Below are 25,101 nucleotides of genomic sequence, written 5' to 3' on the forward strand. Positions count from 1 at the left end.
TTCTCTTTCAGTTTTGATTTATTTATCGTGATCGGATGTCTATATCGAGCCAGTCTTCGATATCTCTTGGGATATCAGGATCGATCAGGTCCCGTTTCCTCATCATAAGAAATGCAAAATTATCTGCAATGATTTCTTCAGGGTGGTAATCAAAATTCGTGTTATGGCCAACCTGTTCATAAAAATCCGGAACATCTTCATGTTTATAAATGCTTGGGCTTCCGTCCGCTTTAATCACAGGCTTACATATTCCTTTATCCACGGTGACTTCTAATAAATCGGCGGATATATGACCATCAAAACCACGCTCAATACTCGCATCGAAACCATCATGTGTTGTATGCAGATGGGTCATCACATATGTGTCGCGGTCATCGATTTCCACAGGTACAAAAAATTCTGTAAACGGTGCTTCCGGGTTTCTGACGCTGTATTTATCAACATCTTCCGTCGGTTGGAAATAACAAGGACGGAAATTAATCAGTTTATAAAGGCTTGCGCGTTTTACACGGTTATGTCTTGAGATGATGTGGAAAATCTGATGGAAAAATAGCTTTGTTGATAAAGATGTTCTGCGCGCTGGTGAAATAAAGGCATTACCACGCGTGTGCGGAACGCCACCTTCAATTTCATCGGTAACTTTGATGAAATAAACCTCATCCGGTAACAAGTGTGCAATTTTGGCAAGTTTCTTTTTATGTGTGACAATAAGCGCCTTAAGAAGTGCTTTTTCGGCTTCCGGCCACGGAATGACATTTGCCGCATAATGTGCTTTTAAATCATCAATGGTTTTGTCAGCCGTCGGCGAACCAACACGTAATGCAATTTCAATTGGTTTCATTGCGGTCAGATATTCATCATCTGCCGTAAGAATTTTTATGCCGGTTTCAACATCAGCAAATTTAAAATCTGTCGCTAATGCAGCGTTGTTTGTAAATGCAATCAGCGCTGAAAATGCAAGAATGACTTTCTTAAAATTAAGCATACAAAAATCAAGTCTCTATAATTTTTATTCTTTATTATGAATCAGTCAGCCTTTATAGCGTATTTTATAACATAATGGCATATTTTTTTATGAAATATCTGCTGCAATCTTAAAATCGGCCTCGGTTCTGGCTTTGGCGTCGTCAATTGTAACACCCGGCGCCAGCTCTGTTAAGGTTAAACCCTGATCATTTATGGTGAAAACACCGACATCAGAAACAATCATATCAACCACGCCCACACCGGTAAGCGGCAATGTGCATTTTTTCAGTAATTTTGCACTGCCGTCACGCGCATTATGATCCATGATCACCACAACTTTTTTTACGCCAGCAACCAAATCCATAGCGCCGCCCATGCCTTTAACCATCTTGCCTGGTATCATCCAGTTGGCAAGGTCGCCTTCTTCGGATACCTGCATAGCACCCAGAATACTTAGGTCAATATGGCCGCCACGGATCATGCCGAAACTGTCGGCGGATGAAAAATAGCTGGTGCGGTTTAGTTCTGTGATTGTTTGCTTGCCTGCATTGATCAGGTCGGGATCTTCTTCGCCCTCATATGGGAAGGGTCCCATACCAAGCATACCATTTTCACTTTGTAACGTGACATCAACGCCGTCCGGAATAAAGTTGGCAACCAGTGTCGGAATACCAATACCAAGATTTACATAATAACCATCATTAAGTTCCTGAGCTGCGCGGCGCGCCATGTCTTCTCTTGTCCAAGCCATGATTATGCTCCTTCTCTTGGTTGTGTTGTTCTTTGTTCAATGCGTTTTTCAAGATCTTTTGAAACGATGATGCGCTGCACAAAAATACCCGGTGTGTGGATTTGATCCGGATCGAGTTCTCCTGTTTCAACCAGTTCTTCTACTTCGGCTACGGTGATTTTTCCGGCCGTTGCCATCATAGGGTTAAAGTTTCTGGCGGTTTTTCTGAAAATCAGATTGCCTTCTTTATCGCCTTTCCATGCTTTAACAAGGGAAACATCGGCCTTTAGACCAGTTTCCATGATGTATGTTTCACCGTCGAAATCTTTATGTTCTTTTCCTTCTGCAACCAATGTGCCGACACCGGTTTTCGTATAAAAACCCGGTATGCCTGCGCCACCCGCACGAATGCGTTCTGCAAGGGTTCCTTGCGGATTAAATTCAAGTTCAAGTTCTTCTGCAAGATACTGTCTTTCAAATTCCTTGTTTTCACCAACGTAAGAAGAGATCATTTTTTTAATTTGTTTGGTTTGCAGAAGTAATCCCAACCCGAAATCATCAACACCTGCATTATTACTAATGGCCGTAATGCCTGTTGTGCCGCTATCGCGAAGGGCAATGATTAGATTTTCCGGGATACCGCATAATCCAAATCCACCAGCCATTATTGTCATATTATTGGATAAGATGCCTTCCAATGCGGAAGTCGCATTTTCATAGACTTTGCTCATGATCTCAAGTCCTTTTGAAATTAGTTTCATTTGTAACAATATGTTTGTTACATCAAATTTTGATCTATTGCTACAATAATCAGATTAGCAGACAAAAAAACAGCAAAAATTAAAGAAAAATCGTGTGAAATTATTGACAATCGTTACAATATAATCAAAATTCTGACAAAATTGATTTATAACTATAAAATAGACTTGAACCGTTTGGCAGATAATTGCCAAAAAGATGTGATTTTAAGAGGAAATTTGATGAATAAAAAAATGACTTGGTTATCTGTTGCCATTTCATCTTCATTGGTATTTACATCCGTTGCGATGGCGGATAGCCGCCAGCTTTTAAGCAGCAATCGTGATTGGGATGCATTTAAATTGAGCAAGGATTCAGGTGAAACTGAATGTTATATGATTTCTGTGCCAAAAGTGAAAAGACCAAATTCATTAAGGCACGGTAATCCATTCATCACAGTGACACACAAACCTGCAAAACAAATCACGAATGAGTTTAATTTCATTGCCGGTTATAATTTCCAAACGAGTTCACAGGTTCGTGTCAATATTGACCGTAAAAAACAGGATGATCTATTCACATCCGAAGATGGTGCATGGGCGTATGACGCAAAACAGGATGCGGCGTTGATTGCATCGATGAAACGTGGAAACAGAATGGTGCTTAATGCGACCAGTGGTCGTGGTAATGCCACAAGCTATGAATTTTCACTATCAGGCTTTACAGCAGCGCATAATGCGATTACAAGCGCCTGTCGTTAAGGAATTTGGCTGTGTTTGACAGCCTGCCTAAAACTTGAGATGATTTGATTATGAAAACTTTGCCGTTAGGGGTGGAGCCATTAGTTGCACCACGCCATACTTTTGATGAAAATAAAAGTCTTATTGGACTGACACGTGATGAGGTCGCCGAAAAATTAAAAGAAATCGGTGTGCCTGAAAAACAATGCAAAATGCGTGCTCAGCAAATTTGGCATTGGATTTATTTTCGCGGTGCAAAATCATTTGATGAAATGAGCAACATTTCAAAAGATATGCGGGGAAAGTTAAATGAAAATTTTGATGTCGGTCGCCCGGAAATTGTGGAAAATCTTATTTCCAAAGACGGTACACGCAAGTGGTTGATGAAATTCCCTGATGGGCAGGAAGTAGAAACAGTCTTTATCCCGGAAGAAGACCGCGGCACGTTATGTATATCATCGCAAGTTGGCTGTACATTAACCTGTAAATTCTGCCACACAGGAACACAAAGGCTGGTTAGAAATCTAACATCTGCTGAAATTATCATGCAGTTGCTTGTAGCACGTGACCATCTTGGTGAATGGCCAAGCCCATCTGAAGGACGGTTGGTTTCAACAATTGTGCTGATGGGTATGGGTGAGCCACTTTATAATTTTGATAATGTCAATAAAGCGATGCATATTGTGATGGATGATAACGGTATTAACCTGTCACGTCGCCGTATTACCTTATCCACATCAGGTGTGGTGCCGGAAATTTATCGTTGTGGTGATGAGATGGGCGTAAATCTCGCTGTATCACTTCATGCGGTGAATGATGAAACGCGCACAAAAATTATGCCGATCAATAACAAATACCCGCTTCACGAATTGATGACGGCGCTTCAGAATTATTCAGGCATTAAAAACAGCCGGAAAATAACACTGGAATATATTCTTTTAAAAAATGTGAATGACAGTGATCAAGATGCGCTCGATCTTGTGAAACTAATCAAGGATTATAAGCTTCATGCAAAAGTAAACTTGATCCCGTTTAACCCGTGGCCTGGTTCTGAATATGAAAGACCAAGTAACGCGAGAATTAAAAAATTCTCATCGATAATTTTTGATCGTGGAATATCGGCGCCGATTAGAACACCGCGCGGCGAAGATATTCTTGCGGCATGCGGACAGCTAAAATCTGAATCTGAAAAAGCACGAAAGAAAAAGCCACAAGCGAGCTAATAAAATTTCATTACACCGCGCTCTTAAGAACTATTATTATATATAGACTTGTCTAAACCATATGTTTGGTTTAAAACTTTACATGTTTATGACAGTATTTAGTAAATTCCGGTGGATAATTAATGAGACTTACTTCTTTTACAGATTACTCGGTTAGGGTTTTGACGTATGTCGCCAAAAAGAATGGCGAGCTTGCATCAATCCGCGAGGTATCAGAAGTTTACGGCATTTCCAGTAATCATTTAATGAAAGTTATCCATCACCTTGGTAAGGGCGATTATCTGGAAACCATTCGCGGAAAAAATGGCGGTTTCCGTCTTGCGAAAGAACCAAAAGACATCAACATTGGTGAGCTTATTAAATACACAGAAGAAGATATGACCCTTGTTGAATGCCTTGGTAATAAAGAAGGCAGATGTTTACTACAGGAAGAATGTAATTTCAGTAATGTGATGCAAGAAGCACTCGACGCATTCATGGGTACGATTAACAAATACACTCTTGCCGATTTGATAAAAGGCGCTACGCCGATCAATTTCCTTGATAAATAATATTTTTAAATCTTTTTTCCGAGAGTCTTATAATTTCTTCTTTTCCTCATTGGAATTGTAGAGTAAAAGAGGGCAAGAAATTATTTTGAAGGTAATCATTATGGTAGCACGTATCTTTAAACCAACGAAAAATGCTATGCAATCAGGAATGAAGCGTTGTGACAAATGGCGTTTTGAATATGCACCTGAGCAATCAAAAGAAATTGATCCATTAATGGGATGGACCGGTTCATCGGATATGAAGAGTCAAATAAGATTAACCTTTGACAGCAAGGATGAAGCTGTGGCATATGCTGAGCGCAATAATATTGATTATGTCGTTCATGAGCCACATGTCCGTAAAAAACGTCTTAAGAACTATGCGGATGTATTTGCCTATCGTTCATAATCATTGAATACATAAATTATGCGCCCGTAGCTCAGCTGGATAGAGCAACGGACTTCTAATCCGTAGGTCGAGGGTTCGAATCCTTCCGGGCGCGCCATTAATAAAGGGGACACCTTCTAGGTGTCCCCTTTATTAATTCGTGCCCTCGAAGATTCAAGCCTTGTTCGGTTCCGAAGCGCAGCGTAGGAGACGGAGGGCGCGTAGCGGCCGAGGTCAATCCTTCCTTGTTTCCTTGCGGAAAAAAGAAATGATTTGCGCCCGAATAGTTTTAAATTCTTGATATTTGGGCGCGCCATTAATAAAGGGGACACCTTCCGGGTGTCCCCTTTATTAATGGTTTGTCGGCTTTAAATAGATTGAATCCAACTCGAAATCGAAGCAGATGAAGGTGAATGGAAGTGTGTGGCTACTAGATTGCTTTTTAGGGTAGAGAATCTTTTCCTTTACTCTATTAATTTGGTCACTGTATAAATGCATTTATGCGTAATCATTCGATAAGAGTTGGTGAGGTTTCAATAAAAAGAAATCGTTTAAAACCACATGTGCATGACGCACTTTCCATCGGTATCATTGATGAGGGAGTATGCGACGTTAGCTGTGCTTCGGACAGGCTTATAGCAGGTGTCGGAAGTGTTACTATCATAAATCCTGGGGTAGCTCATGATGGCGCTGATTTTGATGGCGAGGGGTTGCGTTATAGTTGCATAAATATTCCGAAAGCTTTCATTGAATTTAACCAGAAAGATTGTGTATCGTTTTTAGGAGAGGGACCAGATAGTGGATTTATCGTAAATGATCCTACAATATTGACGATGCTTAAAAAACTCTACTTCATACTTTCCAATGGTAATTATGATAAAATGCTTAGTGAAGAATATTTTGAGTTATGTCTTTCTAAATTGATCGACAGATATGGCAGAAGCCTTGAAAATGAACCACTGAGCCGTGATAAACTCAAAAATTTAAAGTGTTATTTGAAAGAAGAATGTCAAACTGTTGTTGAATTAAAAACTCTTTCTGACTCTGTAGGGATGCATCCAACACATCTTATTCGATCATTTAAAAGAGCATTTGGCCTTTCTCCATACCAATATTTGATGAGTTGCCGCATCGAAAAGGCAATGGGATATTTATTGGATGGTATGAGAATAGCCGATACAGCAATAGAATGTGGTTTTGTTGATCAAAGCCATTTTCATCGCCACTTCAAAAAAAGCGTTGGATTGACGCCAGGACAATATATCCGATCTTTTACTCGAATTTGCTAATATCGTACAAGAATTAGTTTTTCACATCGTTATTATTTACGTATGACAAAAAAATACGATTTTAATGAACCCGAATCCTTAAATCTGCCACCAGGTCAGATGAAGAAATTGGGGTACCAAGTTATTGATATGATTGTTGATCATATTGCCAATATTGAAGAAAAGCCGGTCCATAATTATCAAAATCGATCGATTTATAATTCAATGTTAGAAACTAGTTTGCCCGAAAATGGTATGGACCCTTCCCTGATATTGGAACAGGTTGATAAGGATATTCTTACCGGGATCACGCACACTGACCATCCTCGTTTTTATGGATACGTCCCTGGGTCAGGTAATTTTATTAGTACGCTTGCTGACGCAATAAGTTCTGGGTTTAATATTTTTGCTGGGCACTCATTCGTTGGGTCCTCTGCTGCAGCTGTTGAGGCAATGACCTTGGATTGGCTCAGACAATTGATGAATTTTCCTATCGAAACGGCTGGGGTTTTTGTAAGTGGTGGTTCAATGGCAAACCTTACAGCATTGCATGCAGCCAGAACACATGTTCTAGGAAGCCCCACTGGACATGATCCCGCACTTGTTGTTTATGGAACCTGTCAAACTCATTCAACCATAAAGAAGGCTCTTAAGATTTTAGGTTTTTCTCCTAACCAATATAAAGTTATACCTGTTGATGAAGACCTCTCTATGAAAATGGATGTTTTAAGAATAACTATTAAGCAGGATATTGAAAATGGCCTCAAACCTTTTGTAGTTATTGCCACAGCAGGAACTACAAGCAGTGGTGCAATAGACCCATTATATGAGATGAGAGCAATCTGTGATCAGTATAGTTTGTGGATGCATGTTGATGGTGCTTATGGTGCTGCGGCCTATCTTACTAAAAAAGGTAAGAAACTATTAGCAGGCCTAGAAATGGCAGACAGTCTGGCACTTGACCCACACAAATGGTTGTTCCAACCATATGAAATTGGCTGTTTGTTAGTGCGAAATGGTCATTTGCTGAAAAATGCATTTTCCATGGAGGCGGAATATCTTCGAGAAGCAAAAGAAGTATTGGATGGTAGTATCGAAGCCGAGTATTATTTAAGTAAAGAAATAAATTTTTTCGACTATGGGCCACAACTAACACGATCTTTTCGGGCGCTAAAATTGTGGATGTTTTTTAAAACCCATGGTGTAAAACAACTGACAAAATGCATTGAACGAGGGATCTTAATAGCAGAAGAAGTAGCACACCATATTAATATTTCAAATGATTGGGAAATCGTCACGAAGCCCTCCATAGGTGTTTTAAATTTCCGATCAAAAGAAAAAGAAAACCGCTGCGAGAAAAAAATGCGTAGCGCTGTCGAGGGCCTGCTTAACGATGGATTTGCATTGATTACAACAACAGAAATTTACGAGGAGAAGGTATTCAGATTATGTCTCATTAATCCGAACGTCAAATATGATGATGTGATACATAGTCTTAATCTATTAGCTTCACTTCATATCGAATAAATAAATTATACGCGTAGCTCAGCTGGATTGAACAAAGGGCTTCTAATCCGTAGGTCGAGGGTTCGAATCCTTCCGGGTACACCATAAATTAACGCGCTTGCCATGCTTGAACGTTCGTGTCTCTGGCAAGAACCTTTTGCCTGCTGGAAATGACATCGCGGTCAATGTATGCTTGCCTCATATGACGTTTTCCCGTTTCTGGTTTAAATGCAGTGCGTCTATGGATAATGCGGTAATTATCAACAATGAACATATCGCCTTCTTTTAATTTAAACCGGACTTCAAGCTCGTCTGACTGGATCAGTTTTTTAAATTCTCGCCGTGCTTTATAAAATAAATCCAATTTATCTGGGTCTGTGATAGATACACGGTCACTGCGACCATGAAAACGAACATGGCTGACTTCTTGATTACGGTTTAATTCGATGAAGGTTGATGAATCTTCAAGAATGGCTTGTTCATCACTGTACTTCCAATTGATGGGAACGGTACAAAGGACATCGAACAATTCTGGCGATTGTTTTTTTAATTCATAAGCTGCTCTGAAGCCGTCGGTCATACCGCTTTCACCGCCTTCTGTTGTGTTGGAAAGACAATGTAGCAACACATATCCGGGTTGTGGCCACCTGAATGGATTATCTGTGTGCGGTTCAAGGGCTCTCGCTGTCATGCTAAGATCATAGACGTCACCTGGTGGAAGGGCTTTGATGTCTTCGATAATTCCATTGTTTGTTGTTCTAATCGGGCCAAGCAGATCAGTGAATTCTCGCATGCCATCCATTTCAGAAGGTACATTTCTGATAAGGGCGAAGCCAAGCTTGGAAAGATCGTTTAAAGCAGCAAGCAGTTGTTCAGGGTTATTTTTTATTTCAGTAAGGTCATGCCACGGTAACGGATCAAGATTTGAATCCCAATATTCTTTACTTCCGATCAGTTCTTTTGATGTTGGCTCTTCGGTGTATTCACGTAAATTATCAATTGAATAGGTGGATTGGTGAAGATCGCTAAAGGTTATTTCTATATGGCGATCAATGATTTTTAAATTGTTAATTTCCAGATCAAGCGGAAGTTCATCCGCGTCCGCGATTTTGTGTCCAGTTTGGGGGTCACGAAATGCTGGGTTATCGCTCATTTCCCTTAACCATAGGGCGCTATATGTGAAATCAAACCCATCAGGTTCCGTAAGATAAAGTCTATTTTTTTTAAACGTAACGTTCAATTAATGCCTCAAATATAATATTCCCCCAATTATTTAAAATTATGCTTTGGCTTTGTTCAGCTTTTTTCTGCCAAAAGTAAAAATCAATAATGTAACGATGCCACATACCATAAAACTGGTGACGAGTGGTTCTACAGTTCCGTTATACATTTGCCCGACGATTGCGCCAACAATTACTGCGAAAAAAGTTTGAATGGCGCTCATCACGGAAGTAGCAACGCCAGCCATATGACCGAAAGGCTGCATCGCCATACTGTTAAAGTTTCCGTACAAAGGCGCTATGCTGAAAAATGTTGTCGATAAATATATCATCAGCATCGCAAAGGACATTTCATGATTATTGATTTGCAAATAACCGAAAAATAAGATGCTGGTTATAGTCAGTGTCGATAATGAGAAAAGACAAATTGTTTCCATAGAATATTTGGAAAGTAATTTTGAATTCAAGAATGAAGATGCGCCATATACAAAAGCCTGAATACCAAAATATACGGCAAACATATCACCGACATTATATAGGCCCTGCATAATCTGGGCCGATGTATTTAAATAAGCAATGAATGATCCAAAAACTATACCGGAAGCGATGGTGAATGAAATCGAAACAGGATTGGTGACAACTTCAATCGTTCTCGTGGCAATTCTAAATAATGTAAATGGATGTCTTCCTTCGGGGGCGAGTGTTTCATATTGTCTGAAATGAAACCACATAATCGCGCTAAAACCGAATAAGAACATAAAGCCAAAGATATATTCCCATCCGGCAAAAAATAATATGAATTGTCCTACGGATGGTGCCAGTGCGGGAACCAAAATGAATATCATCATGATTAGCGACATAAATTTGGCCATTTCGGCCCCTTCGAAACGGTCGCGAACCATGGCAACGGTGATGACACGACAAGCTGCACCACCGAATCCTTGTAAGAACCTGCCTACTAACATAATGGTGAGGTCGGATGCCATTATGGAAATAACATCACCGATTAGAAATAGCGTTACACCAATATAAAGAATTGGTTTTCTTCCATAAGCATCGGAAAGTGGTCCATAAAATAGAAGTCCCGCTGACATACCAAAGAAAACAAATGAAATAATCCATTGGCTGTCGTTTAAATCCATGATGTTGATGTCGTCTGCAATATTGCTTAATGCAGGAAGCATTGAATCAATCGCGAGTGCGACCAATGACATAATCACTGCCATTAACGCAATAAATTCACGGTCTGATATTTTTGGCTTAGTGGTCATTCGTGGCTCTTTTTTATCGTTTCTTTATTCATATGTGGAATTGATCAAAACAACAAACATATAATGAAAAAAATACATGTTCTCATTTTGTTCTTGATTTATTCATATTATTAGTATAATGTTCTTGTCAATAATAATAAAAATAATGAACAGGAGAGATATGATGCTTATCACCTATAAACAAAAGAAACTGTGCTTCCAAAAAGGATTATATAAATGCCCGGTACCACCGGGTGAGATCAGCCGCTTTTGGACAGATGTTGATTGGTGTCGTCATATTGATGCGTATGGTGAATGGTGCCATTAAAACTGAATGCAAGCTTTTGCGGCTTCGAACACATGACGATGATCGGTGCCGCAACATCCACCAATAATTTTAATTTGCGGGTTAACGGCTAAAATTTCCCTGTATTCCTGGCCAAATTCAACCGGATTTCCATCATCCAGCTCTTTTGAATTATCCAGTTCCTCGTGACTGCATTTTGAGGCATTTGCACGAATACCAATAAGTCGATCTTTCCATGCGCCGTCTTCTTTTAACATATGTGAAAAATGTGTGGGGTGGGCACAATTGATCATATAATAGGCTGGATAGGCATTTGAATTTTCGTCAACCTTTTCAATGGCTTCTTTTATGCTCATACCGGTTGGCAAATTGCCATCGGTTTCAACGGTGAAGGAAACGGCAATCGGCATGCCGATCTCTTTGGCAGCAAGAACGATACCGATTGTTTCTGGTGTATTCGTCATTGTCAACGCAGAAACAATATCTGTTTCGCTGTCAAAGAATGACCTAATCTGTGCGCTGTGATATTTTTTGGCTTCTTCTATGCTTATTGGATTTCCCGGGTCATAACCATCACCACGCGGGCCAAGGCTGCCACTGATGACAATCGGCATATTTTCTGTTTCCAGCTTATCGCGAATTTCAATTAAATAACGGATTACTTTTTTAACGACGCCGTCAACAGCATCAGGGGTATCATATCCGAACTTGGCACCCCAATCGTTATTAGCACGCCATGTAAGGCCACCTAATATAAAGCCAGCATTATGTTCGGCGGCAATATCGGTATATTTTTTAAAATAATCCTGGATGAATTTTTCCATGCCCGGCTTTTTTAAAAGCTCGAATGTTGCGAAATGGGGAATATCAATTCCATGATGGAATATAAAATCTGTTTCCATTCCACCATCAGTCAGAAAATATCTGCCATCGGAGAATGGTAAATTGCTACGATATTTGCTCATGAAAAATTAAAGCGCATCAACCGGAATTTTAATATATGAAATGCCGTTGTCTTCTGCTGGTGGCATGTCGCCAGCTCGCATATTGACCTGCACAGACGGAAGGATCAATTTCGGCATACTCAGTTCTGCATCACGGGCCGTTCTTGCGGCAATATACTGTTCGCGTGATTTACCCGCGATATGAATATTTTTTTCTTTCTGTTCTTTAACGGATGATACCCATTTATAGGCGCGCCCACCCGGCGCATAATCATGACACATGTAAAGCGTCGTATCATCTGGTAACGATAGAATACGTTGAAGACTATCAAAAAGCTGCGCCGCATCACCGCCTGGAAAATCGCAGCGTGCAGTACCAAAATCTGGCATAAACATAGTATCACCGACATAACAATCACCATCAATGACATATGAAATACATGCAGGTGTATGGCCCGGTGTATGAAGAACTTCTGCTTTTAAATTGCCGATGGTAAAAGTTTCACCATCTTTAAAAAGGTGATCAAACTGGCTTCCGTTTGTTGCGAATTCTTTTTCAGCGTTGAAAACATCACCAAATGTTTTTTGAACTGTTTGTACGTGTTCGCCAATCGCAGTTTTGCCGCCAAGTTTTTCTTTTAAATATGGGGCACCTGATAAATGATCCGCGTGGACATGTGTTTCTAAAATCCAGTCACATGAATATCCATTATCATTGATGTGTTGAATGACTTCGTCTGCTGATTTGGTTGATGTTCTGCCTGACGCCTGATCATAATCAAGTACACTATCAAGAATAGCGCACTTGTTTGTCTCTTTATCGGCAATCACATAGGTGACGGTGAAGGTGTCTTCGTCAAAAAAGGCTTTTACATCGGCGGAATTTGTCATTTTCAAAACTCTCTAAAAGTTGGAATAGCTATAACTTAACGTGCAATTTATTGCATAAAAAATCAACTTTGTATTTTAACTATTCTGCCCCTTAATTCTTTGACATGCGTCAATTTCAGGAATGCTTTTAATAAGCAGTAACTCTATGAAGCCGCGTGTAGAGGCACGAGCTTCATAGAGATAGTTTTAAAATTACAAAATAAATTTGGATAGGTCGGTTGTATCCACAAGATCACCGATATGATCTTTGATGTATTTTGCATTAATGGTAATCTCGGTTTCTGCCATATCTGTTGCTTCGAAACTAATCTCGTCAAGGATACGTTCAAGCACCGTATGAAGACGGCGTGCGCCGATATTTTCCACATTTTCATTGATGTTCGCCGACATGCGGGCAATCTCTGCAATACCGTCATCGGTGAAGTTCAGTTTCACATCTTCTGTGCCAAGTAACGCCACATATTGCTTAATCAAGCTGAAGTCCGGTTCAACAAGAATATGTTTAAAGTCATCTTCGGTAAGCGCATCAAGCTCAACACGAATTGGAAGACGGCCTTGTAATTCAGGTAATAGGTCAGATGGCTTTGCCACTGAAAAGGCGCCTGATGAAATAAACAGGATATGATCCGTTTTTACGTTGCCGTGTTTTGTGGATACCGTACATCCTTCAATCAACGGTAATAAATCACGCTGAACGCCTTCGCGGCTAACTTCACCGCTGTTTCGGTTTGCTTTACCGGCGATTTTGTCAATCTCATCAATAAATACGATGCCTGATTGTTCGGTCGTTTCGATGGCTTCGCGGATGATGCCGTCTTCATCAATTAGCTTATCCGCTTCATCACCGACAAGCACGTCATGTGCTTCTGCAACGGTCATTTTTTTCTTTTCGGTTTTTTGACCGAAACCACCACCAAGCAGATCACCAAGGTTTAACATACCCATGCTGGCGCCCGGCATGCCCGGAATGTCAAAGGATGGCATATTTGCAGTTTGGCTTTCAACAACGTCGACTTCGATTTCTTTGTCGTCTAGCTGACCTTCACGAAGCATTTTTCTGAATTTCTGTCTTGTATCTGCGCTTGCTGTTTCACCGACAAGGGCATCAAGAACGCGTTCTTCTGCGGAAAGTTCCGCTTTACTGGTGACTGTTTTCTTTTTCTTTTCACGGATCAGTGCGATTGAAATTTCCATCAAATCACGGATGATTTGTTCAACATCGCGGCCAACATAACCCACTTCGGTGAATTTGGTTGCTTCGACTTTAACAAACGGGGCATTAGCAAGTTTTGCAAGTCTTCTTGAGATTTCCGTCTTACCAACACCAGTTGGCCCGATCATAAGAATGTTTTTTGGAAGTACTTCTTCCTTCATTTGATCATCAAGTTGCTGTCTGCGCCAACGGTTTCTTAGGGCGATTGCAACGGCGCGTTTGGCTTTATTCTGACCAATAATATAACGGTCGAGTTCGGATACGATTTCACGTGGTGAAAAAGATGTCATTATATTTTAATCCAATATTATTTAGTGTCTAATGTTTCAACGGTAAGATTGTCATTGGTATATACGCAGATGTCAGCGGCGATACCAAGTGAACGTCTGCCAATTTCTTCTGCGTCCAAATCCTGATCCATTAATGCTTTCGCTGCGGCGAGGGCGAAATTACCACCAGAGCCAATGGCAATAATGCCGTCAGCTGGTTCAAGTACATCACCATTACCGGTAAGAATAAGCGATACATCTTTATCAACCACGGCCATCATGGCTTCCAGTTTTCTTAGGTATCTATCGGTACGCCAATCTTTTGCCATTTCAACACAAGCACGTGTTAATTGGCCGTTATATCTTTCAAGTTTTTCTTCAAGTCTTTCAAATAATGCAAAGGCATCGGCCGTTGACCCGGCAAAGCCGGCGATAACGTTTCCATCACCGATTTTACGCACTTTTCTTGCGTTTGCTTTAATTACAGTATTTCCAAGTGACACTTGGCCATCGCCAACGATGACAACTTTGTCACCTTTTCGCACGCTGAGTATCGTCGTGCCGCGCCATCCTTTTGGTTGTTCGCTCATAAATAAAAACCTATTTTTTTCAATGTTGATCTATCATGTGGGAAATTTTTGGGGTTCGGTCAAGGGTAAGATGCCAAAATAATAAAAAAAACGCTTAAATTCGCGCCAAAAGCTGGCACTTTGGCCAAACTGCTGCTATATGTCGTGGCGAATTATGAAAAAGAGGTACAAGGAGGCCCCTATGCGCACAGCAACAGTAGAGCGCACCACAAAAGAAACATCTGTTTCTGTTAGTGTTAACCTTGATGGTGAAGGCAAGTATGACATTGAAACCGGTGTTGGTTTTCTCGATCATATGATGGAACAGCTTTCCCGTCATAGCCTGGTTGATATTACCATTCGTGCGAAAGGGGATACCCATATCGATTTTCATCATATCACAGAAGATGTCGGCATCGTGGTTGGACAAGCAATTGCCAAGGCGCTTGGTGATCTGCGCGGAATTACTCGTTACGGTAACGCAATCATTCCTATGGATGAAACATGTACGCGTTGTTCCATCGATATTTCCGGTCGTCCTTATACTGTGTTTATGGTTGAATTTACCCGTGATAAATTGGGTGATATGGATACGGAATTATTCCTTGAATGGTTCCGCGCATTTGCACATGGCGCGGGTATGACGCTTCATGTTGAAAATATGTATGGCGTCAATAACCACCATATTATTGAAAGTTCATATAAGGCACTTGCACGCGCCATGCGTCAGGCCATTGAAATTGATCCGCGTAAGTCGGATGCAATTCCATCCACCAAAGGTATGATTGGCGATAAAACGGATTAATCATGAAAACCGTTATTATTGATTATGGATCAGGGAACTTGCGGTCTGCTGAAAAATCAGTCGTCCGCGCGGCCCTTGATAATGGGATAAAGGCCGACATTTCGGTGACCTCATCCCCTGATGATGTAAAATCCGCTGACAGAATTATTCTGCCGGGTGTTGGTGCTTATGCTGATTGTATGGCGGGTCTTTCCGCGCTTGATGGCATGCGTGATGCACTGGAAGAAAGCGTTCATGCAGAGGGTAAACCATTTCTTGGTATATGTGTGGGAATGCAGCTTTTAAGCACGGCCGGTCTTGAATACGGCAGAACCGAAGGGCTCGGCTGGATTGATGGTGATGTAAAAGAAATCAAGGTCAATGATCCCGCACTTAAAGTGCCGCACATGGGTTGGAATAACCTTGAACTTGATAGTGATCATCCGGTGCTGGACGGTATTAAATCCGGTGAACATGCTTATTTCGTTCACAGTTATCATTTTGAAGCGGCTGATCCGAACAGCGTTCTTGCACATGTGGATTATGATGGTAAAATCGCAGCCATTGTGGGACGTGACAACATTTTAGGAACACAGTTCCACCCGGAAAAAAGCCAAAGTGTTGGACTTAAGTTACTAGAAAACTTTTTGAAATGGACACCATAATGTCCGAACTGGAACAGGAAAATAAAGGTCCGCGCCTTAGCGTTGATGAAGTCACCGAGCTCGATAACGTTGATATCTTAGAGCTTTGTGAAGCAACGCGTATTGCCATCCTTGCCCACGAAGGGTTTAATTGGTTAACGCCGCCACCGGAAAAGACATTAGAGAGTTTCTGGAAAGGGGTGTTTATCATCCCTGAACGTACGCTGATCATTGCGCGTATGGATGGTCAGATCGCAGGGGGATGTCAACTTGTGCAGCCGCCAAAAAATAACGAGGCGGGCGCATTTCGCGGCAACCTTGAAACATTTTTCCTGGCGCCGTGGGCCCGCGGCCATAACCTTGCAAAAGCCATGCTGCAAAAAGCAGAAGATGTCGCGCGTGAGAAAAACTGCCGCACACTTGAATGTCATATGGCTGCCGATCAACATGCGGCGATTGCCATTTGTGAATGGATCGGCATGACCCGTTGGGGGATCAAGGAACGTTATGCCATGATCAACGATAAATTTGTCCCCGGTTATTATTACTCAAAAGATTTGGATTAATTAAATTATGATTTTATTCCCAGCCATCGACCTTAAAGACGGTAATTGTGTACGCCTTTATAAAGGTGAAATGGATCAGGCCACTGTGTTTAATACGGACCCGGGTGACCAAGGCCGCCAATTCGCGGATGCGGGTTGTGAATGGCTTCATATTGTGGATCTAAATGGCGCGTTCGCGGGTAAACCGGTAAATGGTGATGCGGTGGATAGTATTCTTGCAAACGTTAATATCCCGGTTCAGCTTGGTGGTGGTATTCGTGATTTAAATACCATTGAACAGTGGGTAACGAAAGGCATCAGCCGTGTGATCCTAGGCACGATTGCTTTACGTGATCCATCAATTGTCATTGAAGCCGCCAAAGAATTCCCGGGCAAGGTTGCTGTTGGTATTGATGCGCGTAATGGCATGGTAGCGGTTGAAGGTTGGGCGGAAACATCGGATATGTCCGCCATTGATCTTGGGAAAAAGTTTGAAGATGCGGGTGTTTGCAGCATCATTTATACGGATATCGACCGTGACGGAACCATGGAAGGTCTTAACGTGGATAGTACCATTGAACTGGCAAACGCATTAAGCATCCCTGTGATTGCATCGGGTGGTGTTGCATCCATTGATGACCTTAAGGTGTTAAAAGCGGCGGCAGCCAAGGCAACAGGAACGATTGAGGGTGCGATTTCCGGTAAAGCACTTTATGACGGACGTCTTGATATTGCCGAGGGCATCGCATTCCTGAAAGGTGAAAATTAATGCTTAAATCCCGAATTATTCCTTGTCTGGATGTTAAAGATGGCCGTGTTGTAAAGGGCGTAAACTTTGTTGGCCTTCGTGATGCGGGCGATCCGGTCGAACAAGCCAAAATTTATGATGAAGCTGGTGCAGACGAACTTTGTTTCCTTGATATCACCGCTTCAAGCGATAATCGTGGTATCATTTTGGATGTGGTTCGTCAGACGGCGGAACAATGTTTTATGCCGTTAACCGTAGGCGGTGGCGTCAGAACAGAAGAAGACGTTAGAAACTTATTGCTGGCTGGTGCGGATAAAGTATCCGTTATGACAGCGGCGGTGAAACGCCCTGAACTGGTTCGTGAGCTTGCGGAAAAATTTGGGTCACAATGTATTGTGGTTGCCATCGATGCAAAATCGGTTGGCCCTGATAAATACGAAGTTTTCACCCATGGTGGTAGAACACCAACAGGCATTGATGCAGTGGAATATGCGAAACAAGTTGCCGAATATGGCGCAGGTGAAATTTTGCTTACCTCCATGGACCGTGACGGCACCAAAAGCGGTTTTAACATTGAACTGACCCGTGCCATCGCCGACAGTGTTTCAATTCCAGTGATTGCATCGGGGGGTGTCGGAAATCTGGAACATATGGTAGAAGGGATCAGGGATGGGCACGCGACGGCGGTGCTTGCTGCATCCATTTTTCATTTCGGTGAATATACTATTTCCGAATGTAAAGAATATATGGCAAATGCCGGCCTTAATGTAAGGATCTGATATGTCGAACAATAGTGAAATACTTGAAGCCTTAGCGAACGTGATCGAAAGCCGCATAGGCGGTGACGCGGAAAAGAGCTATGTTGCAAAACTCTTTACAAAGGGCCGCAAAAAAATCGCACAAAAAGTGGGTGAAGAGGCAGTAGAGCTTTGTATCGCGGCGGCGGATAATGATAAGGATGAGGCCGTATCAGAATCGGCTGATCTTATTTTTCACATGATGGTTCTTTGGGCGGATATGGGGATTAAGCCAGAAGATATTTATAATGAATTGGCATCGCGTGAGGGCCTTTCCGGTATTGAAGAGAAAAAATCAAGAGGGGATAATTAATATGGCATATGATCAAGAAAATATTTTTGCAAAAATTCTGCGCGGTGAAATTCCAAATGCAACCGTTTACGAAGATGAATATGCCCTTGCGTTTAAAGATATTAATCCGCAAGCGCCGGTTCATGTGCTTGTCATCCCTAAGGGTGAATATGTCAGCATGGCAGATTTTAGTGCCAATGCCCCTGCGGAACTGGTTACGGGTTTCATTCGCGCAGTTGGTGAAACCGCAAGACAATTGGGTCTAGAAGAAGGCGGTTACCGCCTAATCGCAAATACAGGTGCGAACGCCCATCAGGAAGTACCGCACCTGCATTATCATATTTTAAGTGGAAGACCGCTTGGCCCGATGCTTAGCCGTTAAGCATTTTCAGCAATAAATCTTTTTAGATCAATATCCGGTCGTGCACCCATATGGGTGATCACTTCGCTTGCGACAAGATTACCGAGCGCACCACATTCACCAAGAGATTTCCCCTTCGTCAATCCGTATAGGAAACCGGCAGCAAAGTTATCGCCAGCGCCCGTTGTGTCCACAAGGCGGGCCGCGTTTCGTCCTTGGATATGACCAACACCGTTGCTGTCTGTTACGATGCAACCTTTGGCGCTGCATGTAATCACACCAATTTCGACATCTTCTTGTAATTTTGCGGCGGCCTCAGCCAGATCATCTGTGCCATAAAGGATTTTAATTTCTTCTTCGTTGCCGAAAAGAATATCAACATCATTTTTCACAAGCTCTACAAACTCTGCATGATGACGATCAACGCAGAAACTGTCAGAAAGGCTAAGTGCCACTTTGTTGCCGGCGTCATGTGCGATTTTAATGGCTTTTCTGAAAGCTTTTTTCGCTTCTTCCGGATCCCAAAGATATCCTTCCAGATAGATGATTTTTGATTGTTTCACCATGTCTTCGTCAATGTCATCTTCGGTTAGGTTCACACAAGCACCAAGGTAAGTGCACATGGTACGTTCCGCATCTGGTGTCACCAAAACAAGACTGTGTGCAGTTGATGGCCCGTCCATTGATGGGGCACTATTAAATGTTGTGCCAATCGCTTTAAGGTCATGTTTGAAAACGGCACCAAGCTGATCACGTTTCACCTTACCGATAAAGGCTGTATCGCATCCAAGGGACGCTAAGCTGGCAATGGTATTTGCCGCAGAACCACCTGAACATTCAATACATTGACCAAGCTTTTTATAAATCGAATTTGACCTAACCTCGTCAACCAGTTGCATGCTTCCTTTTGGAACATCAATTTCGGATAATTTATCATCATCAACATGTGTCAGGATATCTACGATGGCATTCCCAATGCCAAGAACATCATACTTCATTGCCTTATTTTTTCCTTCATTAGAATATAGATAGGCATATTAATAAAAGTTTATCAACGAAAGGTAAACTTTTGATATGTACTTGCTTTTTTATTTGAAAATACCATATTCTTTTTTAAGGGATTTTGGGAAATAGTCAGGATTGATATTCGTGAAGCCATTACTCACGGCACTTGAACGTACAGGACAACAAATTTTTGACCGTCCTTTTATGAAAGTTTTCCTATTGGGGTTACTCACCACAATTGGTGCCATCATTATTTCCTATCTGGGCGCCAATGAAATCATGAAAAATGTGCCGGGCTATCAATCAGACTGGCAATGGTGGGAAGATTTCATTAACTGGATCATGGGATATGTGGTTGATGTTGCGTTTTTCGTCATTCTGTTCTTTTTCTTTGCGCCCATATCCACCGTTTTTATTTCCATCTATCTGGATGATATTATTGATTGCGTCGAAGATCGTTTTTATCCAGATCATAAGGCTGGTAAAAGACTTGGGGTAGGGCATTTGGCTTTCCTCGCGACAAGGCTTTTATTTTACATTGTGATCCTTAATATTCTGGTGATCCCGCTTTATATTTTCTTTTTCTGGGTGCCGTTTTTCCCGTTAATTGTTTTCTATTTCTTAAATAGTTATTTACTGGGATGGGGTTATTATGAAATGGTCGCGGTCAGGCATTTAGGCATTAAAGAAGCCGGCGTTCATAGAAAATCAATACGTGGTGTGATATTAACGGCTGGACTAGTGATGACCATTTTGTTTATGGTGCCGATCGTGCAACTTGTAGTGCCGATACTTGGTGCCGCAATGATGTGTCATTTGTTTCATTTAAGCAGGTATAATTATATATGAGACTGATATTCATTTCCTTAAGTTTGTTGCTTTTAGCAGCATGTACACCAAAGACGGAAGTTGTGGAAACGGCGCCGCCCGCGCCGGAAGCCGCACCAGAACCAGTGGTTGCCGCCGCACCAAAACCGGCAGAGCCTCGTTTTAGAATGGATACGATATTGGGACTTGAAACGGGAACTGTTGAACAAATCCTTGGTGTGCCGTCGTTAAGACGTGTGGAAAAGGATGCGGAAGTCTGGCTTTATGATAATCAGTTCTGCAATGCCCATGTTTATTTCTATGAAAATGACAATAGTGATCTTCATGTAGAATTTATTGAAACCAGCGAAGAAAAGAACTTAGCCGAGCTAGAAGGGCAGCACGCTGATTTCTGTATTTCAACTTTTCTACAGGATTAATCTTTTAAGACTGTTTTATCCTTGAATGTACATAAATCCTCAACCGGGCAGGTTGGGCAACTTGGTGTGCGCGCTTTACAGATATAGCGACCATGCAAAATCAGCCAATGATGGGCATGTCTTGCGAATTCTTTGGGTATTTTTTTCTCTAACTTTAATTCAACAGCAAGTGGGGTTTTACCGGGTGCCATTTTGGTGCGGTTTGAAACGCGGAACAGATGGGTATCAACGGCAATCGTGGGATGGCCAAAGGCGATATTAAGCACGACATTTGCCGTTTTTCTTCCAACACCCGGAAGACGTTCAAGTTCTTTACGGTCTTCTGGAACAACACCATCATATTCATCCACAAGCATTTGAGCAGCTTTGATTACATTCTTGGCTTTGGTGTTAAAAAGGCCGATTGTTTTAATATATTCTTTTAATTTTTCCTCACCAAGATCCAGCATTTCTTGTGGTGTGGAAATAACCTTGAATAAATCCTTGGTTGCTTTGTTAACGCCGACGTCGGTTGCTTGCGCAGAAAGTGCCACGGCCACCAGTAACGTATAAGGGTTCGTGTAATCCAATTCACCCTGTGGTTCCGGGTCGCGTTCTTCTAATCTACGGAAAAATTCGTGGATGTCGGCTTTTTTCATGATGGTTCCTTTTTTGGAAACTTTACTGAAGCCGCAATAAAAAAGAAAGTGGCAATAAATATCATCTTCAAATTAATTCACTGTGGGTGTAGTGTGTCCTTATGGCTGATAATGAAAAAATATGGTTTGAAGAAATTCTGTTCCCGCAAAGATCGCTTGGGAAAACTGGCTTTCGTATTCTAATGACCATAATTTTTGTTTTAAGTGCGGCCATTGGCATCATGTTTTACACCCTTGGTGCATGGCCAGTAACGGGTTTCTTCGGGCTTGATGCGCTACTCATATATTGGGCGTTTCAAATTCATTATGAACACGGAAAAGCATCGGAAATTATCAAGCTAACGGGCGAAAAACTGACGATAACCCGCATTGACCACAAAGGCAAAAGACAGGAATTTGAATATAATTCATATTGGGTGAATGTTTCGATGGTCCGTCCGCCGAATGTGCCGAAAAATATTGGTGAAACCTATATTCAGGCACGTTCACATGGCAAGGGTACATTCTTTGGCACTTATTTGACACAAGAAAAAAGAATTGAGCTGATGATGTCCTTGAAACAAGCACTGACCGAATGTAAACAGTATCGGCCCGCGTGAATCATAGGATTATTTGATGTTACTTGTTTTTATCGCCATATTTATTTCCCTTTCAGTTATCATTAAGACCTATAAGCGCATCGATAACGATGTGATTACACAGCGGGACGTATTAATTGCGTGTGGATTTGCGGCGATTTCGATCTTTTGCTTAACCTTGCGGGTGACGTATTTTGCACTACCGGATGAAGGAATGGTGTCAATAGAATATCTGAATTACCGAAGATATCTGATCTGGGGATTTTTGCTTTTTATGGGCTATATATTGCGCGCCATCGTTTTTGGCACAGTATATCTATACAGGCGTAAAAATTAATTTTGCTCTTCCGCTTTTTTACGCTGTTCTTCCGCCATATCATCTTCTTCGAATAACGCGCGGTAAGTCGCACCATCAAGATCTTCGTATTGATTACTTTTTAAGGACCATAAAAACCCTGCAAGCCCAGCGAGGCCCAATAATAACGCAGCAGGTATCAGGTAAATTAATCCTTCCATGGATTATGCTTCCTTACTTTCAAATAATTTCTCAAAATTTAGCCTTAATGCATTGGCTGTTACCACAACCGATGAACCGGACATGGCAAGTGCCGCAATAAGTGGCGTTAACATGCCCGCGGCCGCAAATGGCACAGCAATAATGTTATAAATAGCGGCGAGCGCAAAATTGATAAACACCAGACGGCGGCTTCTGACGGAAACCTGATAGGCACGAACGACACTGTCTAATTTTTGTGACTGGAATATGAAATCGGCCGCGTTCTGACTTACTTCGGCGGCATTGGACGGTGATATGGACACATCTGCGGCACTTAGGGCAGGGGCATCGTTAATACCGTCACCAACCATTAGTACTTTTTCGCCGTTTGATTTCATCCGTTCAATGATTTCAATTTTTTCTTGAGGTTTGCAGGCGAATTTATAACGTGAAATACCGAGTTCTTCTGCGGCTTCAACCACCACATCTTCGCGGTCACCGGATAGAAGAACGACTTTCATATTTTCGTTTTGGAACCACTTCACCACATCACCGGCATCACGGCGCATACGGTCTCTAAAGCAGAAAAGTACCGCTTTGGCGCCTTCCGCTTTTAACCACAGTTCGCTATAGCGGTTATTCGGGAAATAGCTTTGTGGGATGCCGCACCAGTCACGGTTTCCAAGTCTGACTTCAACGCCATTAATTTCGGCTTTAATACCCATGCCTGGTTCCTCATGAATTTCACTGTCTGTGGCGATGGTCGGAATATCGCGGTCATGACAGGCAACAATCAGCGCACGGCATAATGGGTGGCTTGATGTTTTGGCAAGCTTAGCCGCAAGCTCAAGATTAAACGCGCTGACATTTTCATCATCCGCATTGGCAAGTTCCGGTTGGCCTAATGTTAAGGTTCCTGTTTTATCAAAAACGACGGTGCTAATTTCAGCCATTCTTTCCATGCCGTCTGCGGCTTTCACCAGCACGCCGGACCTGAATAGCTTACTGGATGCAACGACCTGTACCACCGGCACAGCAAGGCCAAGCGCACATGGGCATGTGATAATCAGAACGGCGATAGCTGTGATTAATGATTGTTCCCAGCCAACAGTGGAAAAGAAAAACCAACCAATGAATGTTAAGGCCGCCAGCGCATGAACCAGTGGTGCATAAATGCTTGCGGCACGGTCCGCGAGCCTTACGTATTTGGCGCGCCCCTGTTCGGCCGTTTCCATTAATTCGATAATCTCATCAAGAAGGGTATTGCCTGTTGTTGACGTGATTTTGATATTCAGATTGCCGTTGATGTTAATGGTGCCTGCAAATACTTCCGTATCTTTTTCAGCTTTCACGGGAACGGTTTCACCAGTCACAAGACTGGTATCAATGTCCGATGTACCGGATACAACAATACCATCGGCTGGTATGCGGCCGCCGGGAATAACCTGGATCACTTGATTTGGCACAAGCATTTCTGTTGCTACATCTTCTGTACTGCCATCTTCATGCAGTAGTGTCGCCTTGGATACTTTATAGCTCATCAAATTATGGGCAACGCTTCTTGCATGATTTCGCATTTTCTGATCCAGAAAACGACCGATCAGCAAGAAAAATAAAAGCATCACTGCGGCGTCATAATATGTTTCTTCTGAGTGCAGGTATGTTTGAAATAACGACATGCCACAGGCAAGAATAACCGCGAGCGAAATTGGAACATCCATATTAAGACGGCGCCCTTTAATGGCATTCCATGCGGAACTAAAAAACGGCATTCCGGCATATGTCGCCGCTGGTAGAACGATCATCGCAGACACCCAATGCATCAGGCTTCTGGTGCTTTCGTTCATTTCGCTGCCATCCCAAACGGCAACGGATAAAAGCATGACATTGGCCATGGCAAATCCGGCGACTGCCATTGCTTTCAAAAGACGGCTACTGGCCTTGTCACCTTCGGATTGGGAACTTGTGATTTTAAACGGAAAGGCTTTAAAGCCGATATCATCAAGCGCAGAGATCACCTCTTCAGAATGTTCAATATCATTGGCGACATTATCCTGCCATTCAACAGCAAGACGCTGCGTGCTCAAATTAACACGTGCGTTTTTGATTTTCTTGTTTTCGCTAAGCGTGCCTTCGATCTCGCGGATGCATTTCGGGCAATGCAGTCCTTCGACAACAAAATGTTCAATTTTAAACATATCCTGCTGCATGTGA

Annotated in this window: 31 protein-coding genes and 1 tRNA gene; 19 read left to right on the plus strand and 13 right to left on the minus strand. The window is 42.1% G+C overall.

Features of this window, described 5'->3' with window-relative positions; translation table 11 throughout:
- Nucleotides 1-22: 22 nt before the first annotated feature.
- The 3 genes from KW060_RS01735 to KW060_RS01745 form a co-directional block, all read right to left on the minus strand.
- Nucleotides 23-985, minus strand: a complete 963-nt coding sequence (locus tag KW060_RS01735) for a hypothetical protein (protein WP_249036753.1) — start codon at nucleotides 983-985, stop codon at nucleotides 23-25.
- Nucleotides 986-1,072: 87 nt separating this feature from the next.
- Nucleotides 1,073-1,717 (minus strand): CoA transferase subunit B, encoded by a 645-nt coding sequence (locus tag KW060_RS01740; protein WP_249036754.1) that lies wholly within the window; start codon nucleotides 1,715-1,717, stop codon nucleotides 1,073-1,075.
- Nucleotides 1,718-1,719: 2 nt separating this feature from the next.
- Complete coding sequence (locus KW060_RS01745) at nucleotides 1,720-2,427, minus strand: CoA transferase subunit A (protein ID WP_249036755.1); 708 nt, start codon at nucleotides 2,425-2,427, stop codon at nucleotides 1,720-1,722.
- A 249-nt stretch (nucleotides 2,428-2,676) separates the two neighbouring features.
- Between KW060_RS01745 and KW060_RS01750 the strand changes: the two genes are divergently transcribed.
- The 7 genes from KW060_RS01750 (at nucleotide 2,677) to KW060_RS01780 (ending at nucleotide 8,110) form a co-directional block, all read left to right on the plus strand.
- Nucleotides 2,677-3,195 carry an invasion associated locus B family protein gene (locus KW060_RS01750; RefSeq protein WP_249036756.1) on the plus strand — a complete coding sequence of 173 codons (519 nt, stop codon included), beginning with the start codon at nucleotides 2,677-2,679 and terminating at the stop codon, nucleotides 3,193-3,195.
- A gap of 50 nt (nucleotides 3,196-3,245) precedes the next feature.
- Nucleotides 3,246-4,397, plus strand: a complete 1,152-nt coding sequence (gene rlmN / locus KW060_RS01755) for a dual-specificity RNA methyltransferase RlmN (RefSeq protein ID WP_249036757.1) — start codon at nucleotides 3,246-3,248, stop codon at nucleotides 4,395-4,397.
- A 122-nt stretch (nucleotides 4,398-4,519) separates the two neighbouring features.
- The gene (locus KW060_RS01760) at nucleotides 4,520-4,948 is read left to right on the plus strand and encodes an RrF2 family transcriptional regulator (protein WP_249036758.1); all 429 of its coding nucleotides are present in this window, start codon (nucleotides 4,520-4,522) and stop codon (nucleotides 4,946-4,948) included.
- Nucleotides 4,949-5,048: 100 nt separating this feature from the next.
- Nucleotides 5,049-5,336, plus strand: a complete 288-nt coding sequence (locus KW060_RS01765; RefSeq protein ID WP_249036759.1) for an ETC complex I subunit — start codon at nucleotides 5,049-5,051, stop codon at nucleotides 5,334-5,336.
- 20 nt (nucleotides 5,337-5,356) lie between these two features.
- Nucleotides 5,357-5,433: transfer RNA gene (locus KW060_RS01770), tRNA-Arg, on the plus strand.
- A gap of 382 nt (nucleotides 5,434-5,815) precedes the next feature.
- The gene (locus KW060_RS01775; RefSeq protein ID WP_249036760.1) at nucleotides 5,816-6,604 is read left to right on the plus strand and encodes an AraC family transcriptional regulator; all 789 of its coding nucleotides are present in this window, start codon (nucleotides 5,816-5,818) and stop codon (nucleotides 6,602-6,604) included.
- A 42-nt stretch (nucleotides 6,605-6,646) separates the two neighbouring features.
- Nucleotides 6,647-8,110: a pyridoxal phosphate-dependent decarboxylase family protein gene (locus tag KW060_RS01780; RefSeq protein WP_249036761.1), complete on the plus strand. Its 1,464-nt coding sequence runs from the start codon at nucleotides 6,647-6,649 to the stop codon at nucleotides 8,108-8,110.
- A gap of 88 nt (nucleotides 8,111-8,198) precedes the next feature.
- Here the strand turns inward: KW060_RS01780 and KW060_RS01785 are convergent, their stop codons facing one another.
- Nucleotides 8,199-9,329: a TauD/TfdA family dioxygenase gene (locus KW060_RS01785; protein ID WP_249036762.1), complete on the minus strand. Its 1,131-nt coding sequence runs from the start codon at nucleotides 9,327-9,329 to the stop codon at nucleotides 8,199-8,201.
- Nucleotides 9,330-9,368: 39 nt separating this feature from the next.
- Nucleotides 9,369-10,580: a multidrug effflux MFS transporter gene (locus KW060_RS01790; RefSeq protein ID WP_249036763.1), complete on the minus strand. Its 1,212-nt coding sequence runs from the start codon at nucleotides 10,578-10,580 to the stop codon at nucleotides 9,369-9,371.
- Nucleotides 10,581-10,740: 160 nt separating this feature from the next.
- Here KW060_RS01790 and KW060_RS01795 point away from each other — a divergent pair, with 160 nt between their 5' ends.
- The gene (locus tag KW060_RS01795; RefSeq protein WP_249036764.1) at nucleotides 10,741-10,887 is read left to right on the plus strand and encodes a hypothetical protein; all 147 of its coding nucleotides are present in this window, start codon (nucleotides 10,741-10,743) and stop codon (nucleotides 10,885-10,887) included.
- Here KW060_RS01795 and KW060_RS01800 read toward each other — a convergent pair.
- From KW060_RS01800 to hslV, 4 genes are all read right to left on the minus strand, one after another.
- The gene (locus tag KW060_RS01800; RefSeq protein ID WP_249036765.1) at nucleotides 10,884-11,831 is read right to left on the minus strand and encodes a homocysteine S-methyltransferase family protein; all 948 of its coding nucleotides are present in this window, start codon (nucleotides 11,829-11,831) and stop codon (nucleotides 10,884-10,886) included. The two genes, KW060_RS01795 and KW060_RS01800, sit on opposite strands and share 4 nt — an antisense overlap.
- 6 nt (nucleotides 11,832-11,837) lie before the next feature.
- The gene (locus tag KW060_RS01805) at nucleotides 11,838-12,701 is read right to left on the minus strand and encodes an MBL fold metallo-hydrolase (protein ID WP_249036766.1); all 864 of its coding nucleotides are present in this window, start codon (nucleotides 12,699-12,701) and stop codon (nucleotides 11,838-11,840) included.
- 192 nt (nucleotides 12,702-12,893) lie between these two features.
- On the minus strand, nucleotides 12,894-14,204 hold the full coding sequence (hslU, locus tag KW060_RS01810; protein WP_249036767.1) for an ATP-dependent protease ATPase subunit HslU: 1,311 nt from the start codon (nucleotides 14,202-14,204) through the stop codon (nucleotides 12,894-12,896).
- Nucleotides 14,205-14,221: 17 nt separating this feature from the next.
- Nucleotides 14,222-14,773 (minus strand): ATP-dependent protease subunit HslV, encoded by a 552-nt coding sequence (gene hslV, locus KW060_RS01815; protein ID WP_249036768.1) that lies wholly within the window; start codon nucleotides 14,771-14,773, stop codon nucleotides 14,222-14,224.
- Between the two features lie 181 nt (nucleotides 14,774-14,954).
- Here hslV and hisB point away from each other — a divergent pair, with 181 nt between their 5' ends.
- Genes hisB through KW060_RS01850 form a run of 7 tightly spaced genes read left to right on the plus strand, consistent with a single transcriptional unit; the run spans nucleotide 14,955 to nucleotide 18,944 of the window.
- Nucleotides 14,955-15,557 (plus strand): imidazoleglycerol-phosphate dehydratase HisB, encoded by a 603-nt coding sequence (gene hisB / locus KW060_RS01820; protein WP_249036769.1) that lies wholly within the window; start codon nucleotides 14,955-14,957, stop codon nucleotides 15,555-15,557.
- 2 nt (nucleotides 15,558-15,559) lie between these two features.
- Nucleotides 15,560-16,201, plus strand: coding sequence for an imidazole glycerol phosphate synthase subunit HisH (hisH, locus tag KW060_RS01825; protein WP_249036770.1), 642 nt, complete (start codon nucleotides 15,560-15,562; stop codon nucleotides 16,199-16,201).
- Complete coding sequence (locus KW060_RS01830; protein ID WP_249036771.1) at nucleotides 16,201-16,746, plus strand: GNAT family N-acetyltransferase; 546 nt, start codon at nucleotides 16,201-16,203, stop codon at nucleotides 16,744-16,746. Before hisH ends, KW060_RS01830 begins: the two co-directional genes overlap by 1 nt.
- Nucleotides 16,747-16,753: 7 nt before the next feature.
- The gene (gene hisA / locus KW060_RS01835; protein ID WP_249036772.1) at nucleotides 16,754-17,494 is read left to right on the plus strand and encodes a 1-(5-phosphoribosyl)-5-[(5-phosphoribosylamino)methylideneamino]imidazole-4-carboxamide isomerase; all 741 of its coding nucleotides are present in this window, start codon (nucleotides 16,754-16,756) and stop codon (nucleotides 17,492-17,494) included.
- Nucleotides 17,494-18,252 (plus strand): imidazole glycerol phosphate synthase subunit HisF, encoded by a 759-nt coding sequence (gene hisF, locus KW060_RS01840; RefSeq protein ID WP_249036773.1) that lies wholly within the window; start codon nucleotides 17,494-17,496, stop codon nucleotides 18,250-18,252. The genes hisA and hisF overlap by 1 nt, the downstream gene beginning before the upstream one ends.
- 1 nt (nucleotide 18,253) lies before the next feature.
- Nucleotides 18,254-18,583: a phosphoribosyl-ATP diphosphatase gene (locus KW060_RS01845; protein WP_249036774.1), complete on the plus strand. Its 330-nt coding sequence runs from the start codon at nucleotides 18,254-18,256 to the stop codon at nucleotides 18,581-18,583.
- A gap of 1 nt (nucleotide 18,584) precedes the next feature.
- Entirely contained in the window at nucleotides 18,585-18,944 is a 360-nt protein-coding gene (locus KW060_RS01850) for a histidine triad nucleotide-binding protein (RefSeq protein WP_249036775.1), read from the plus strand.
- On the opposite strand, the gene KW060_RS01855 is transcribed toward KW060_RS01850, so the two are convergent.
- Nucleotides 18,941-19,921, minus strand: coding sequence for an adenosine kinase (locus tag KW060_RS01855; RefSeq protein WP_249036776.1), 981 nt, complete (start codon nucleotides 19,919-19,921; stop codon nucleotides 18,941-18,943). The genes KW060_RS01850 and KW060_RS01855 overlap by 4 nt on opposite strands.
- A 151-nt stretch (nucleotides 19,922-20,072) precedes the next feature.
- Here KW060_RS01855 and KW060_RS01860 point away from each other — a divergent pair, with 151 nt between their 5' ends.
- Together KW060_RS01860 and KW060_RS01865 are read left to right on the plus strand one after the other, a co-directional pair.
- Nucleotides 20,073-20,777 (plus strand): EI24 domain-containing protein, encoded by a 705-nt coding sequence (locus tag KW060_RS01860; protein ID WP_249036777.1) that lies wholly within the window; start codon nucleotides 20,073-20,075, stop codon nucleotides 20,775-20,777.
- Nucleotides 20,774-21,175 (plus strand): hypothetical protein, encoded by a 402-nt coding sequence (locus tag KW060_RS01865; RefSeq protein WP_249036778.1) that lies wholly within the window; start codon nucleotides 20,774-20,776, stop codon nucleotides 21,173-21,175. Before KW060_RS01860 ends, KW060_RS01865 begins: the two co-directional genes overlap by 4 nt.
- Here the strand turns inward: KW060_RS01865 and nth are convergent.
- Entirely contained in the window at nucleotides 21,172-21,813 is a 642-nt protein-coding gene (gene nth / locus KW060_RS01870; RefSeq protein WP_249036779.1) for an endonuclease III, read from the minus strand. The genes KW060_RS01865 and nth overlap by 4 nt on opposite strands.
- A gap of 101 nt (nucleotides 21,814-21,914) precedes the next feature.
- On the opposite strand from nth, the gene KW060_RS01875 reads away from it, so the two are divergent.
- Nucleotides 21,915-22,412: a DUF2244 domain-containing protein gene (locus KW060_RS01875; RefSeq protein WP_249036780.1), complete on the plus strand. Its 498-nt coding sequence runs from the start codon at nucleotides 21,915-21,917 to the stop codon at nucleotides 22,410-22,412.
- A gap of 16 nt (nucleotides 22,413-22,428) precedes the next feature.
- Complete coding sequence (locus KW060_RS01880) at nucleotides 22,429-22,728, plus strand: hypothetical protein (protein WP_249036781.1); 300 nt, start codon at nucleotides 22,429-22,431, stop codon at nucleotides 22,726-22,728.
- Here KW060_RS01880 and ccoS read toward each other — a convergent pair.
- Entirely contained in the window at nucleotides 22,725-22,907 is a 183-nt protein-coding gene (ccoS, locus tag KW060_RS01885) for a cbb3-type cytochrome oxidase assembly protein CcoS (protein WP_249036782.1), read from the minus strand. The two genes, KW060_RS01880 and ccoS, sit on opposite strands and share 4 nt — an antisense overlap.
- Nucleotides 22,908-22,910: 3 nt before the next feature.
- Nucleotides 22,911-25,097: a heavy metal translocating P-type ATPase gene (locus tag KW060_RS01890; RefSeq protein ID WP_249036783.1), complete on the minus strand. Its 2,187-nt coding sequence runs from the start codon at nucleotides 25,095-25,097 to the stop codon at nucleotides 22,911-22,913.
- Nucleotides 25,098-25,101: the final 4 nt, after the last annotated feature.

It is taken from the genome of Pseudemcibacter aquimaris (genome assembly GCF_028869115.1).
In the GTDB taxonomy this organism is placed as follows: Bacteria; Pseudomonadota; Alphaproteobacteria; order Sphingomonadales; family Emcibacteraceae; genus Pseudemcibacter; species Pseudemcibacter aquimaris.

Bases quoted from the DNA above. Each gene is read 5' to 3' on its own strand.
- hisF (WP_249036773.1), top strand. From the start codon at position 17,494: ATGCTTAAATCCCGAATTATTCCTTGTCTGGATGTTAAAGATGGCCGT.
- KW060_RS01745 (WP_249036755.1), bottom strand. From the start codon at position 2,427: ATGAGCAAAGTCTATGAAAATGCGACTTCCGCATTGGAAGGCATCTTA.
- hslU (WP_249036767.1), bottom strand. From the start codon at position 14,204: ATGACATCTTTTTCACCACGTGAAATCGTATCCGAACTCGACCGTTAT.
- KW060_RS01850 (WP_249036775.1), top strand. From the start codon at position 18,585: ATGGCATATGATCAAGAAAATATTTTTGCAAAAATTCTGCGCGGTGAA.
- KW060_RS01760 (WP_249036758.1), top strand. From the start codon at position 4,520: ATGAGACTTACTTCTTTTACAGATTACTCGGTTAGGGTTTTGACGTAT.
- hisA (WP_249036772.1), top strand. From the start codon at position 16,754: ATGATTTTATTCCCAGCCATCGACCTTAAAGACGGTAATTGTGTACGC.
- KW060_RS01875 (WP_249036780.1), top strand. From the start codon at position 21,915: ATGGCTGATAATGAAAAAATATGGTTTGAAGAAATTCTGTTCCCGCAA.
- KW060_RS01765 (WP_249036759.1), top strand. From the start codon at position 5,049: ATGGTAGCACGTATCTTTAAACCAACGAAAAATGCTATGCAATCAGGA.
- hisH (WP_249036770.1), top strand. From the start codon at position 15,560: ATGAAAACCGTTATTATTGATTATGGATCAGGGAACTTGCGGTCTGCT.
- KW060_RS01890 (WP_249036783.1), bottom strand. From the start codon at position 25,097: ATGCAGCAGGATATGTTTAAAATTGAACATTTTGTTGTCGAAGGACTG.
- KW060_RS01750 (WP_249036756.1), top strand. From the start codon at position 2,677: ATGAATAAAAAAATGACTTGGTTATCTGTTGCCATTTCATCTTCATTG.
- KW060_RS01855 (WP_249036776.1), bottom strand. From the start codon at position 19,921: ATGAAGTATGATGTTCTTGGCATTGGGAATGCCATCGTAGATATCCTG.
- rlmN (WP_249036757.1), top strand. From the start codon at position 3,246: ATGAAAACTTTGCCGTTAGGGGTGGAGCCATTAGTTGCACCACGCCAT.
- KW060_RS01865 (WP_249036778.1), top strand. From the start codon at position 20,774: ATGAGACTGATATTCATTTCCTTAAGTTTGTTGCTTTTAGCAGCATGT.
- KW060_RS01790 (WP_249036763.1), bottom strand. From the start codon at position 10,580: ATGACCACTAAGCCAAAAATATCAGACCGTGAATTTATTGCGTTAATG.
- KW060_RS01880 (WP_249036781.1), top strand. From the start codon at position 22,429: ATGTTACTTGTTTTTATCGCCATATTTATTTCCCTTTCAGTTATCATT.
- ccoS (WP_249036782.1), bottom strand. From the start codon at position 22,907: ATGGAAGGATTAATTTACCTGATACCTGCTGCGTTATTATTGGGCCTC.
- KW060_RS01830 (WP_249036771.1), top strand. From the start codon at position 16,201: ATGTCCGAACTGGAACAGGAAAATAAAGGTCCGCGCCTTAGCGTTGAT.
- KW060_RS01795 (WP_249036764.1), top strand. From the start codon at position 10,741: ATGATGCTTATCACCTATAAACAAAAGAAACTGTGCTTCCAAAAAGGA.
- hisB (WP_249036769.1), top strand. From the start codon at position 14,955: ATGCGCACAGCAACAGTAGAGCGCACCACAAAAGAAACATCTGTTTCT.
- nth (WP_249036779.1), bottom strand. From the start codon at position 21,813: ATGAAAAAAGCCGACATCCACGAATTTTTCCGTAGATTAGAAGAACGC.
- KW060_RS01735 (WP_249036753.1), bottom strand. From the start codon at position 985: ATGCTTAATTTTAAGAAAGTCATTCTTGCATTTTCAGCGCTGATTGCA.
- KW060_RS01780 (WP_249036761.1), top strand. From the start codon at position 6,647: ATGACAAAAAAATACGATTTTAATGAACCCGAATCCTTAAATCTGCCA.
- KW060_RS01805 (WP_249036766.1), bottom strand. From the start codon at position 12,701: ATGACAAATTCCGCCGATGTAAAAGCCTTTTTTGACGAAGACACCTTC.
- KW060_RS01740 (WP_249036754.1), bottom strand. From the start codon at position 1,717: ATGGCTTGGACAAGAGAAGACATGGCGCGCCGCGCAGCTCAGGAACTT.
- KW060_RS01775 (WP_249036760.1), top strand. From the start codon at position 5,816: ATGCGTAATCATTCGATAAGAGTTGGTGAGGTTTCAATAAAAAGAAAT.
- hslV (WP_249036768.1), bottom strand. From the start codon at position 14,773: ATGAGCGAACAACCAAAAGGATGGCGCGGCACGACGATACTCAGCGTG.
- KW060_RS01800 (WP_249036765.1), bottom strand. From the start codon at position 11,831: ATGAGCAAATATCGTAGCAATTTACCATTCTCCGATGGCAGATATTTT.
- KW060_RS01845 (WP_249036774.1), top strand. From the start codon at position 18,254: ATGTCGAACAATAGTGAAATACTTGAAGCCTTAGCGAACGTGATCGAA.